This window comes from Spiroplasma citri, assembly GCF_001886855.1.
Lineage (GTDB): Bacteria > Bacillota_I > Bacilli_A > Mycoplasmatales > Mycoplasmataceae > Spiroplasma > Spiroplasma citri.
The window spans coordinates 772,872-785,532 of sequence record NZ_CP013197.1; the positions used below are offsets into that span (position 1 = coordinate 772,872).

At 23.8% G+C, this 12,661-nt stretch carries 16 protein-coding genes and 1 pseudogene; 16 read left to right on the forward strand and 1 reads right to left on the reverse strand.

The window, feature by feature from the left end; all coding sequences use genetic code 4:
- Window positions 1–31: 31 nt before the first annotated feature.
- From SCITRI_RS04230 to SCITRI_RS04275, 10 genes are all read left to right on the forward strand, one after another.
- Entirely contained in the window at window positions 32–181 is a 150-nt protein-coding gene (locus SCITRI_RS04230; protein WP_015979229.1) for a hypothetical protein, read from the forward strand.
- Window positions 181–432, forward strand: a complete 252-nt coding sequence (locus SCITRI_RS04235; RefSeq protein ID WP_015979230.1) for a hypothetical protein — start codon at window positions 181–183, stop codon at window positions 430–432. Before SCITRI_RS04230 ends, SCITRI_RS04235 begins: the two co-directional genes overlap by 1 nt.
- 423 nt (window positions 433–855) lie before the next feature.
- Window positions 856–1,095 carry a hypothetical protein gene (locus SCITRI_RS04240; RefSeq protein ID WP_015979231.1) on the forward strand — a complete coding sequence of 80 codons (240 nt, stop codon included), beginning with the start codon at window positions 856–858 and terminating at the stop codon, window positions 1,093–1,095.
- Window positions 1,096–1,378: 283 nt separating this feature from the next.
- Entirely contained in the window at window positions 1,379–1,720 is a 342-nt protein-coding gene (locus SCITRI_RS04245) for a hypothetical protein (protein ID WP_015979232.1), read from the forward strand.
- Window positions 1,713–2,153 carry a DUF3627 domain-containing protein gene (locus SCITRI_RS04250; protein ID WP_015979233.1) on the forward strand — a complete coding sequence of 147 codons (441 nt, stop codon included), beginning with the start codon at window positions 1,713–1,715 and terminating at the stop codon, window positions 2,151–2,153. Before SCITRI_RS04245 ends, SCITRI_RS04250 begins: the two co-directional genes overlap by 8 nt.
- A gap of 152 nt (window positions 2,154–2,305) precedes the next feature.
- Window positions 2,306–2,509, forward strand: a complete 204-nt coding sequence (locus SCITRI_RS04255; protein ID WP_015979235.1) for a DUF2649 domain-containing protein — start codon at window positions 2,306–2,308, stop codon at window positions 2,507–2,509.
- Window positions 2,509–3,522, forward strand: a complete 1,014-nt coding sequence (locus SCITRI_RS04260; protein ID WP_015979225.1) for a hypothetical protein — start codon at window positions 2,509–2,511, stop codon at window positions 3,520–3,522. Before SCITRI_RS04255 ends, SCITRI_RS04260 begins: the two co-directional genes overlap by 1 nt.
- Window positions 3,515–3,919, forward strand: a complete 405-nt coding sequence (locus SCITRI_RS04265; protein ID WP_015979226.1) for a hypothetical protein — start codon at window positions 3,515–3,517, stop codon at window positions 3,917–3,919. Before SCITRI_RS04260 ends, SCITRI_RS04265 begins: the two co-directional genes overlap by 8 nt.
- Window positions 3,919–4,155 (forward strand): hypothetical protein, encoded by a 237-nt coding sequence (locus SCITRI_RS04270; RefSeq protein WP_071937352.1) that lies wholly within the window; start codon window positions 3,919–3,921, stop codon window positions 4,153–4,155. Before SCITRI_RS04265 ends, SCITRI_RS04270 begins: the two co-directional genes overlap by 1 nt.
- 11 nt (window positions 4,156–4,166) lie before the next feature.
- Window positions 4,167–6,338 carry a spiroplasma phage ORF1-like family protein gene (locus tag SCITRI_RS04275; RefSeq protein ID WP_071937353.1) on the forward strand — a complete coding sequence of 724 codons (2,172 nt, stop codon included), beginning with the start codon at window positions 4,167–4,169 and terminating at the stop codon, window positions 6,336–6,338.
- An 11-nt stretch (window positions 6,339–6,349) separates the two neighbouring features.
- Here the strand turns inward: SCITRI_RS04275 and SCITRI_RS04280 are convergent, their stop codons facing one another.
- Complete coding sequence (locus SCITRI_RS04280) at window positions 6,350–6,799, reverse strand: lipoprotein (protein ID WP_071937354.1); 450 nt, start codon at window positions 6,797–6,799, stop codon at window positions 6,350–6,352.
- 112 nt (window positions 6,800–6,911) lie between these two features.
- Between SCITRI_RS04280 and SCITRI_RS04285 the strand changes: the two genes are divergently transcribed.
- From SCITRI_RS04285 to SCITRI_RS11395, 6 genes and pseudogenes are all read left to right on the forward strand, one after another.
- Window positions 6,912–7,838, forward strand: a complete 927-nt coding sequence (locus SCITRI_RS04285; RefSeq protein WP_071937355.1) for an IS30 family transposase — start codon at window positions 6,912–6,914, stop codon at window positions 7,836–7,838.
- Window positions 7,839–8,124: 286 nt separating this feature from the next.
- Window positions 8,125–9,884, forward strand: a pseudogene (locus tag SCITRI_RS12450) (spiroplasma phage ORF1-like family protein); the annotation flags it as partial.
- A gap of 112 nt (window positions 9,885–9,996) precedes the next feature.
- A complete protein-coding gene (locus SCITRI_RS04295) occupies window positions 9,997–11,034 on the forward strand; it encodes a hypothetical protein (protein ID WP_071938055.1) in 1,038 nt (345 codons plus the stop codon).
- Window positions 11,035–11,165: 131 nt separating this feature from the next.
- Entirely contained in the window at window positions 11,166–11,954 is a 789-nt protein-coding gene (locus tag SCITRI_RS04300) for a hypothetical protein (protein WP_071937356.1), read from the forward strand.
- A gap of 39 nt (window positions 11,955–11,993) precedes the next feature.
- Window positions 11,994–12,152, forward strand: coding sequence for a Y-family DNA polymerase (locus SCITRI_RS11390; RefSeq protein ID WP_237238129.1), 159 nt, complete (start codon window positions 11,994–11,996; stop codon window positions 12,150–12,152).
- Window positions 12,153–12,267: 115 nt separating this feature from the next.
- On the forward strand, window positions 12,268–12,537 hold the full coding sequence (locus SCITRI_RS11395) for a Y-family DNA polymerase (protein ID WP_237238189.1): 270 nt from the start codon (window positions 12,268–12,270) through the stop codon (window positions 12,535–12,537).
- Window positions 12,538–12,661: the final 124 nt, after the last annotated feature.

Here is a 12,661-nt window from a genome sequence, read left to right on the forward strand (position 1 = left end):
GATATTTAAAAATTTTGAAAGGAGATATATTATGCCAACTTGATTAACGACAATATTTAGTGTTGTTATTGTATTAGCAATTTTTCTTTATTTTGGTTTATTAATTTACCAAAAAATTCGTCAAATTCGAGGAAAGAAAAAAGATAAAAAAGAAATTGAAAGAAAGGAGAGTAATAAATAATGTTAGGTATGTATTTAACAACAGCGTTTAATTTTTTAACAGCATCTACACCTAAAACTATGTCTGAGGGTATGACTGGTATTTGAACTGGTTTATCTAGTGCATTATGAAAAGTTAAAGAAGGTATAACAAATATTTTACCTGAGATAATGGTTTTCTTAGGTGAAGCGTGAATTATATTAATTCCATTTGCTATATTTTGTATTATTAAAATCTTAAACTTTTTCCGTGTTATGGTTAAAGGATTTTAATATTTATTATAATCGATCATATATCTTAGTTAAGGCACACTAGCTTTTATGTGAATTAAATAAATAATTTTATTGTTTATTTTTACACTATACACTGTTTACAAATTTATTTTTTAATAAACTTTATTACTATCGTTAATATTGGGATAATAAAAATCTCTATTATACATATAAATTTAACTATATTTTCTATAGTTGATAAATCTATATTGTTTATTATTCATAATATTGAGTCTGTTATGAAAAATATTTTTTTAGTAGGATTTAATAAAAATAAGAATATTTCTATTAAGGGTCATACTAGTAATAGATTTGGGAAATAAATTTTTATAATATTTTTTATAAATATACCTACTTTTTTTTAAAATTTGTGAACAGTGTATAGTGTAAAAATATCAATTTAATTATATTTAAGGTATTATTATGGTTTTCTCTCTGTATAAAAATATTTATAAATTTGTTAATTTATTAAAAATTTGAATAATAAATTTAAAAGTTATTATTAAAATTATTATTAGTGAAATAATTGTTTTAATTGGTAATACCATTCATGATAATCAAAAAATAGATGGTATTACATTTGTAAAAAATGAATTTATTATTTCTTCGATATTTTATTTCTTCTTTTTATTTAAAATAATTTATACAGAGAGAAAACCATAATAATATCAACTTAATTATAAACTTATTATTTTATATTTTAATAACTATTGTTAAAAATTAAATAGTATTTTTCAGTGTGCCAATTTTTATTATTTTTATATTTAATAATGTTTATTAACATTGTTTATTAAACATTAAATAAACAATATATTAGCATTATATATAACATTGTTAATAATCAGTGTTTATTACAATTAAAAAACATTATATAAACATTATTTATAACATTGTTTATTAAACAAATATTTATATTATTAAATATTTAGTTAGGAGATTATATATTATGGATATGAAATTTTGAACAACTAAGGAATATAAAAAAATAAAGAGAGATTTTATTATTAGGAATTTTGCTTTTGGTTTTTGTTATTTTTTATTTTTAATTTCTTTTATTATGTGTATTGTTTGTTTTATTATTTCCATAAATTTTGAAGTAGAAATAATTTTGGTTATTTTATTTCCTTTTTTACTTTTAATTTTATCAGTTTGGAATTTATTTGATTTAATTATGGAGCATATATCAGAAATTAAGCGATTTAAAGTTACAGTATTAAAGAAACAAATAGAAGAGTTAGAAGGTAAAATGCTAAGAGGATTAAGAGTAGGAGTTGATAAAATTGAGTAATTTTGTTAAGAAAAATCATAATGTAGAAAATTATTTTATTAGTAAGGAATTTATCCCTTTTACAACAGAAAAAGCAAGTTTTATTAATTTACCTAATCATAATCGCCATATTGGTTTTTGACTGAGTAATAAGTTTATTTATCCGAGTGAAAAACATTCAAAACAAGTAGCTATTGGTTTGATTTATGATAATTCTTATCCTATTGTAAAGTATGATGAAAATTTAAAACGTCATATTTGAAAGTATTTAACTGGAACAGAATTAATCAATTTATATAATCAATATAAACAAAATTATTTTACTAAAATGAAAAAAGCTTTATTTTCAAGTGAACCTAAAAAAGTAAAAGCAAATAATAACAATAATAATTTAACAAATTGAAGTGTTGAAAAAGAACAAGAATTAATTAATGATTTGAAAGACTTAAATTAAATGAGTTTATATGATTATTGAGTTCAATTTGTTAGTTATATTATTGGTGCAAATGCCCCTGAGTTTTTATATGTTATATCGTTTGTGTTATTTATTGTTTTGTTTTTTGGAATGTTTTTTAAACTTATTCAAAAAATGTGGAGTTTTTAAAAATGCAAAATGATTGAATTAAATTAAAAGAGTTTTTTATTTATATATTTTTGTTTATAGATAAAACGAATGTTGAAAGTATTACAATGTGGAATTTAACGCAAAATGAATATTTAACTTTGATGGTTGGTGTTTGAATTGTGATTTTGTTTTTAACTTGGTTTTTATTATGAATGGTTTTTAAAATAGTTGGGTATTTTAAATAATGAAAAAATTTATATTTTTCTTTAAAAACTATTGTTATATTAGTGGTTCAATGCTTTTGTTTAGTTTAATTGATTTATTACTTTGGATAATTTCTTTGTATTGTGTTGGTTTAGTATTTTGAATATTATTTGTTTTGCAGTGTATTTATTTTGTGTGATGATTGTGAAAAAATATTTTTTATCAGTTAAATTCTTTTGGGTTAGTAAATTTTGTTTGAGATAATCCGTTATCGGTAATTATTGGTAAGTTAGGGACCGGTAAAACATTACTTTTAACTTATTTGTCGCAAACTATGAAATTATTAACAGATGAAATTTATAGTAATTATCCGTTAGAAGATGATAAAGTTAAAGTTTTAACATTTAAAAATTTAGATTTTACAGATAGAACAAAACCAGTTCCGCCAGATGATAGTGTTATTTTATTTGATGAAAGTTATTTATATATTGATGGAACTAGTCCTCACGATGAGAAAAAAGTTCATAGTGGTAAAATTCCGTGAATTGTATTAGCAAGACATTTTGGTAATCGTGCGTTGTTTACTGCTCAGCGTGAGGGTATGATTTGAAATAATATTCGCCAGTTAGCAAGTGGAATTATTATTCCAATTTCATTGAAAAAACCAGTTATTAAGAAAGGGTTTAATTTTTTTAATCGTTTCTTTATTATGCAAATTGGTATTTTTCAAGATATAACGGATTATGAAATTTGAAAAACAAAATCAGTAGAACGAACAGCAGAAGGTAAAAGAGTAAAACATAAGTCGGATGTTGGGTTAGGAATTCGGTTTTTTAAAATAATTATTCCCCTTGAATTTGCTAATAAGTATGATAGTCAATGGTTAAAGTTTGTGCGTGATTTAAAGAATGATGAAATTGTTAATAAAAAAGAATATTATTGGTCGGAAATCACAAAATTAAGTGTTAAAGAACGATTGGAGTTATTTGATATTGATATTTTGAAAAAGAATTTAAAACCTAAAAAAGAGAAAGGAAATGGTAAAGATGATTAATTTATTAGTTGAAAATAATAATAGTAATTGAGACAAGATTTTTAGTTTTGTTTTTGATATATTTTTGTTTATTTTTGATGTAATTTGAAATACAAAATTACCGATGACAAATACGTCAATTGCTTATTTTTTAATCTTTTTTATGGTTATTAAGTTATCGATTTATGCAATTCACGGGACATCAACACAATATAATAATTTAGGTTCAACAGTTAATAATGGTGTTTCACAAGTATATTCTTCAACAGTTCGCGGTGTTTCTGATACTAAACAAGGTATGCAAAAACATATTAAAGAGCGTAAACAATTTAAAATTAATCGTAATAAAAAACAATTATCAAGTTTAGCAAAACAAGCAAAAACAAGAGAACAAGGATATAGGAGAGTGCATAAGTAATGATTAAATTAGTTTTATTGGTGGCGGCGATTGCGATATTTGGAACTGGTTTTATTACTGTTATTATTAATCAATTTACATCAGCAAAAAATATTATTATGTATTTATATAATTCTGATACTTGGTTGATTTGATTATTTGGTAGAATGGCAGTTTTGTTTAGTCATCCGTTAATGTTAACAATATCGAGTTTATATATTGTTGGGTTTATTGTTTCAAAAACATTGTATAGTTAGGAGTTGAGTTTATGAAAAAATCGTTATCTTTATTTGCCATATTTATTTTAACTTTTTTGGGTTTGGTTATTCCATTTATTACTTTAACGGCGTTTAGACCCTTAAATGAGGAGCAATATACGCTTAAACAAGAAAGTAGTACTGGTAAAGGTATTAATGAAACTGATTTTATTAATACAATGTTTTTACGTAGTAGTTTTTTTGAAAATTGAAGTGATACCAATTATTTTATTAATCCAACTTTAAAAACGTCAAAAAAATTATCGTTTAATGATAAATGGTATTTGGATTTTTTACAAGATAGTTATTCAACTGGACTTGTTTATGATAAACCACACGATAAATTTTTAGAATTTTTTCAAATGTGAGATACTTTTAAATTTACGTATAAAATTGATAAGTTTTATGATGTTAAAAAAGAGAATTTTTTGAATGATTTAACTGATTTTATTTATGCTTTTGCCGTAAAATATGAGTTGTTTGATGTATCTAAAAAAATTGTGGAGAATGTTGACCGTTATAAAGATAATCGTTATCCACGAATTAAATTAAATCAAGATAATTGAAAATTAATTAATTTTAATAATAGAAAAAATGAATTTTCAAAACCAAATAATAAATGATACTTTTATGTTCGTCAATTTGGTAGTGAATATATATATGAAAAATTTTATTTTGATAATAATTTTATAAAAAATCAAAATACACATTGACAACACTTAAAAAATGGAACAGATTTTATATGAAAAAATAATTCTGTTTATTGTTTTAATGGAGATTATGAACCCGAAATACCAACAATCAATAAAAATACTGGTGAAATTATAGATTGAAATAGTTATCATCAAAGTTGTGTAATACAATTTATTAATTTATCTTTAACTGCTGTTTTGCGAGAAAATATTAGGGTTCAACAAGGTGGTAGTGCGGATTATGAAAATCCGAATAAGGTTGGTACAAAGCGGATAATTTTTGATTTTGAGACGGTTGATGAATTGGATGTTCAAGATATTAAAAAATCAATTTATCGGATGATTTTAACTGTTGATGAGGCAAATTTAATTATTTCTGGTAGTTTAGAGTTAAATAATATTAATAATGATGATTTAAGTTTTAATTTTAGTTTTATGCGAACGGGAACTGGTGAGGTTTTTAGTTTTAATGGTTCAATTTATTCATCATTAAATAGTAAAGATTTAAAGTATTATCAACAGTTTAGCGGTCAGTTTGATTTATCTAAGTTTTTACAGTCGTTTTTTGCAAGTGCATTGGTGCCAGTGTTTCAAAATCGTAGTTCGTTTATTGAAAATGGATATATTGATAATTTACAATATGATACTGTATTAGTTAACTTTTTTGCGTTGAAATTACAAAATTTTAATAATATTTTGTTGAGTGAAAATATTAACGATAAATTACAATTTGATAAATTATTAAATAGTATGTTTAAGATTTCACAGAAATTTTATACTAATTATTTACGTACGATTTTTGATTTAGAAAATAATACTTATGTTCAAGGTTATAATAAAAAATATGGTTTGTTAGTTAATAATGGTTTTAAAATTTATCCACGATATTTTTATTTTTCGGATAAATATAAGCAATTAGATATTAAATTGTATTCAGCGTTTAAAAATCGGTTTTATATGATTAATAATTATGGTAGTGTTTTTAATTATGATTTTTCGGTTTCTAATGATTATAATATTAATTTAAATTCTGGTTATGTTTTTAGTGGTGATTTACAAAATAAATATGGTTTGCAATACAAGAAAATTGAAGAACAAAAAATCGGTTATAATGTTTTTGAATTACAAGCACAAAAAGAGAATGATATGTACCGATATTATGATTTTAATTTTGGTATTTATAACTGACAAGAGGTAAATAGTGGTGGTTTATTCCCTGATAAACAATGATGACAAGTGCAATATGTAACGCCTGAAGGTTGATGAGATTTTGGTGCTCATATTAAAAATGCGGTGATTTGAATTGTTAATACTATTCCTGGTGTTAAACAAGTTAACGAGTTAGCGAGTGGTGTTGGTAAGGTTTTTGAGACAGTATATAGTTTTTTTAGTCAAATATTCGAAGTATGAAAATTTAATCCCGCATTGTATAGTACAATAACAAATATCTTTTTATTAATTATCTTTATGAAATTTGTGCGATTAATATAAAAAAGGAACTGTTATTTAGTTCCTTTTTGTTCTTTTCAGTCAGTAATTTCACCAGTATTTTTATTGATTGTTGGTATTTCGGGTTCATAATCTCCATTAAAACAATAAACAGAATTATTTTTTCATATAAAATCTGTTCCATTTTTTAAGTGTTGTCAATGTGTATTTTGATTTTTTATAAAATTATTATCAAAATAAAATTTTTCATATATATATTCACTACCAAATTGACGAACATAAAAGTATCATTTATTATTTGGTTTTGAAAATTCATTTTTTCTATTATTAAAATTAATTAATTTTCAATTACTATTTTTTGGTGGTTGTTGTGCTTTTGTTGTTGTTTTATTTTCTTTATTTTTATTATTATTTGTTTTTTCAGATTTTTCACAGCTGATTAGTGTTGTTGTGCTTGTTGCGGTTAATCCGATTGCTCCTATTATGTTAAGTCATTTTTTCATATATATTGCTCCTTTTATTTTTTGATATATAATTGATTTTATCATATATCAATTATATATCAATTTGTATTAAATATTAATTTTATAAGTTAATGAAAGGTATATAAATGTTATGTATAGTCATTTAAGTTTTATGGATAAAGTTAAACAGAATATTTCTGCAATCGCTAAATGTTTGAATAGACATCGTAGTACTATTTTACGAGAAATTAAGCGTTTTAAAACTACTGATGAATATAGTGCTTATAAGTCAGATAAAATGTATTATAAGAAAAGAAAAAAGAATAATAAAAGATGTAAATTTACGGAAGAACAGATTAATTTTATTCAAATTAGATTTAATAAATATCACGATTCACCGTCAGAACTTATTTATCGTTATTTTTTAAAATTTGGTGTTAAATTTCCGGTTTGTGTTAAAACATTGTATAAATGAATTCGTTTAGGTTTTTATGGTTTTTTAAAACAGAATTTGCGACATCGTGGAAAAAAATATAAAACAAAAGGAAAATCTGATAATCGTGGTAAATTAACTGATTTTAAGTCAATTTGAGATATTGAAAATAAAGTTTCTAATGTTGGATGATTTGAAATGGATACTGTTGTTGGAAAAGAACATTTATCTAGTTGTTTAGTTTTAGTAGAACAATCAAGTAGAAAATATTTTGCAATAAAATTTGAAAATCATACTGCTATGGAAGTTCTAGTAAAATTTAAAGAGATGGTTATAAATAATAATTTAATGGGTAAAATGAAAGGAATAATAACAGATAGAGGTAAAGAATTTAGTAAATGACGAGAAATGGAAATATTTGCTGAAACACAAGTTTATTTTTGTGATGCTGGTAAACCTCGTCAAAAACCTTTAATTGAAAAAATAAATGGTGAATTAAGACATTGATTTCCTCCTGGAACTGATTTTAATAAGGTTAGTCAGAAACGATTAGATTGAGTAGTTAATGATGTAATAAATGAAAAATTAAGGCCTGTTCTGAATTGAAGAACAGCAAAAGATGTATTTATAGATAATTTTAGATAAGTTTATTATATTTTAATTAATTAATAATATGTAAATTAATTCATAAAATATGTCAAAAATGTATATTAAATTATAAAATATGTCATTAAAATAACAAAATATGTCATTAAAATAACAAAATATGTCATTAAAATAATAAAATATGTATTTATTAATTAAAATTTAATAAATTCTTTTTTAGTGTGTTTAAATGTGAATAAATTAAAAGAAAAATTAAAATTATTTTTATTTTTTTTAATTTATGGTTGATTTTTTTAATTTTTATTATATTATTTAATTAATAAAGATTTGTTGCACTTCATTTTACACGTTTCATGCCATATTTATTTTAACTTTTTTGGGTTTGGTTATTCCATTTATTACTTTAACGGCGTTTAGACCTTTAAATGAGGAGCAATATATGCTTAAACAAGAGAAATAGTACTGATAAAGGTATTAATGAAACTGATTTTATTAATACGATGTTTTTACGCAGTAGTTTTTTTGAAAATTGGTCGGAAACAAATTATTTTATTAATCCAACTTTAAAAACATCAAAAAAATTATCGTTTAATGATAAATGGTATTTAGATTTTTTACAAGATAGTTATTCAACCGGAGTTGTTTATGATAAACCTAATGAAATATTTTTGAATTATTATCGACAATGACATAGTTTAAAAAATCGGTTTATGGTTGAAAAATTTTATTATGTTAAAAAAGAGAATTTTTTGAATGATTTAACTGATTTTATTTATGCCTTTGCTGTAAAATATAAGATGTTTGATGTATCGAAAGAAATTGTGGAAAATGTTGACCGCTATAAAGAAAATCATTATCCAAGAGTTAAGTTAAAACAAGATAATTGAAAATTAGTCGATAATAAAGATGAAGAAAAAAAATCGTAATAAAATTTATATTGGAATTTGAGAAAATGGATCAAATTATAAAATTATTAATTAAAAAGCAAATCCAGCACAACCTAAATGACCCTTATATCATTTTGAAATTGTTTATCGTTGAGATGGTGTGGGTGAACCGCAAATTCCAACTATTAATCCTAATACTGGTGAAATTACTGACTGAAATAGTTATCAACAAACTCGCGTAAAAGAATTTATTGATTTATCTTTATATTCTGTTTTGCAAGAAAATATTAGGGTTCAACAACGTGGTAGTTCAGATTATGAAAATCCGAATAAGGTTGGTACAAAGCGGATAATTTTTGATTTTGAGACGGTTGATGAATTGGGTGTTAAAAATATTAAAAAATCAATTTATCGGATGATTTTAACTGTTGATGAAGCAAATTTAATTATTTCTGGTAGTTTAGAGTTAAATAATATTAATAATGATGATTTAAGTTTTAATTTTATTTTTATCCGAACGGGATTGGGCGAAGTTTTTAATTTTAATGGTTCAATTTATTCATCATTAAATAGTAAAGATTTAAAGTATTATCAACAGTTTATTGGTCGGTTTGATTTATCTAAGTTTTTACAGTCGTTTTTTGCAAGTGCATTGGTGCCAGTGTTTCAAAATCGTAGTTCCTTTATTGAAAATGGATATATTGATAATTTACAATATGATACTGTTTTAGTTAACTTTTTTGCGTTGAAATTACAAAATTTTAATAATATTTTGTTGAGTGAAAATATTAACGATAAATTACAATTTGATAAATTATTAAATAGTATGTTTATGATTTCACAGAAATTTTATACTAATTATTTACGTACGATTTTTGATTTAGAAAATAATACTTATGTTCAAGGTTATAATAAAAAATATGGTTTGTTAGTAAATAATGGTTTTAAAATTTACCCACGATATTTTTATTTTTCGGATAAATATAAGCAATTAGATATTAAATTATATTCAGCATTTAAAAATCGGTTTTATACGATTAATAATTATGGCAGCGTTTTTAATTATGATTTTTCGTTTGCTAATGATTATGATATTAAGTCAAATTCGGGTTATGTTTTTGGCGGTAATTTACAAAATAAATATGGTTTGCAATATAAAAAAATTGAAGAACAAAAAATCGGTTATAATGTTTTTGAATAACAAGCACATACTTTATTCCAAATTATCCCAACCAGAAGCATCCGAACCCTTTTTTTCATCTTAATTTTATAGTATAATAAATAGGTAAAAAAGTATGGGGGCTTTAATAATGGAGAATAATAAAAAAGTAATTGATTACTGAGATGATTATGACCCAAATGATTTTGATCCAGCAAAACGACCAACTTCAATTATGCAAGATAAAACAACATTAAGTGATAATAATCAAAATTATGCTAATAAAATTACTAGATTAACGAATGATTTTGAAACATATTTATACTATAATGACAATTTTAATGTTAAACAAAATAATGTTCAAAATGATGTTTTTGACCATAATGATAATTATGATGAATTAGATTATTCTGATTTTCAACCAATCGAAGGGGCAGAAATTGACCAGGCAACAGAATTAACTGATTTAGATGAGTTAAATTTAAATAATAAGAATCGGTTTGTTCCATTTAATGAAAATGATATGGTTGCTCCAGCACTTGATGTTAATCAAATTTATGATCGTTGACAAAAATCAAAAGCTAATTTAATTACGCGTAAATTAGATGTACTGCGGAACCGAGTTCAAGAACCTCGCATTGAAGGGCGTCGAAAATATAGTTTTTATGTTCCTAAATCATTAGAAGAATTATTAAATGAACCAGCCCAAGTTGTTTTAGATGCAACTCCTTGTGTTGGTGGTGATGAGGTTTATCCTGACCAAAAATATTTTAATAATCCAGCGTTACTTTCAAAAGTGCAGGGTAAAAATAATGATAATTTATCATTATCTGACAGCAATGATGAAATAGCATTAATTTCAGATGAACCTTTAGACAATGAACCGTTAACAATGAACAACATCTTAAAAAATGCAAAAATAAATCTTGATGCAAGTAAGAAAGAAGCAATCTTTATTAATGATGAAGATGTACTAGATCCCGATAATTTAAATTATGAACAACGTTTACGTTTATTAAAATTAGCAGCTGACCCCAATAATGAAGAACGAAAAAAATTGTTACAAATGAAATTAAATAATGGTAGTTTACGTTCCTTATCCGCAATTGTTAAAGAACGATTACAAAAAGTTCAAACTGGAGAAATTGAATTAGTTGAGGAAACATCCCTTACGAAAGATCACAATTAGAACCAATTACAATAAAAGGAAAAGAAAAAATATTTTTTAGTACAATAACCTATTAATGTTAACACTTTCAAGTTATAATATGAGAAGTATCAGTTTATTTTATTATTTATATATAGTAGAGGATGATTACGATGATATTAGGAAATAGTGAAATAGCCTTTATTTTAATTGGATTTTTTATTGCAATTAATATTATTATATTAATTTTTTTAATTATGTCTTACTGAAATATTTTAGTCCCAATCCCAAATTTAAATAATGCTCCAAGTCAATCAATGATTTCATTAGAAGTTATTGATCGCTATTTAACGAAAAAGAAAATTACTGGGTTAAAAGTTGTTCGTAAACCAGGCCAAGTGTTAATTACACATTCTTATAAAAAGAAAACATTTTATATTAATGATTTACAATTATTTAATCAGTCCTATTTTTTATCAGGAATGGGATTAGATTATGTTTTAGGACGAACATTTTTTGTCACCCAACTATATTTAAAAAATAAACATGTTCAAACAATGCATTTATTATTGTATTTAGCTCCACCATTATTACTACTTTTCTTTCTTATTGTTTCATTATTTACGATTATTTTTATTGCCATACTAAAAACTAACCCCGCCTTGTTAGACCATAATAATTTCTTTTATTTTATTAATCGTTATGGAGTCTTAAACTTATTATTAATTTTTATTATTGCAACATATTTAATTTTATTAAGCTTTAATGGCCATTTTAAACAAAATTTAGAAAATTGATATGAAACAGAAATGCGACCATTTGTTAAAAAAGAATTCCCGGAATTATATGATGATTGAATTATTGCCCGTAGTTATTCGCGGAGTATTCAGTTTACATATATTTTTGGCTATAATTTTATTTTTAAAAATATTTATAAGTATACCGGACCCTTTGGCCTTTAACAGAGTAGGGGAGAGAAAGAATGAAAGTTATTTTTCATATTGATATGAATAGTTTTTTTTGCTAGTTGTCATCAAGTTGCTAATCCCCACTTACAAGGAAAACCACTCGTTGTTGCCAATTCATCACGTCAAGCAGTTGTAACAACAGCAAATTATGAAGCACGGCAATTAGGTATTAATAGTCCAATGCCTTTATAAAAATGATTACGATATTTATTACATTTTTTCATTATATTTTTTTCTTTCTAAAATTAGAATAAAGCAAAAGAAATTTGTCATCATCTTGAAATTGTTAAGCAAGATTTTGGCTTATATGTTGATTTTGCTCAAAAATTATTTGATTTTAATTGATAAATGTTATATTGATGTAACTGATATTTATTTAAAATATGGTTCGGCAATGCGATTAGCGCTTGATATGCAACAAAATGTTTTTCAACAAATTGGATTACCAAATAGTATTGGTATTTCATATAATAAATCATTAGCAAAAATTGCTAGCGATATGAAAAAACCAATGGAAATTACCTTAATTCGACCAGAAGATGTTGCTCAGCTAGTTCAACCATTACCTGTCAATTAAACAAGCAACTCATCGCTTAAATGAAATTGGGATTCATACGATTAAAGTTTTAGCAGAGTTTGCTGATATTACAACATTAGAAATCATTTTAGGCAAACAAGCGTATGGTTTTGTTGAACGAGCT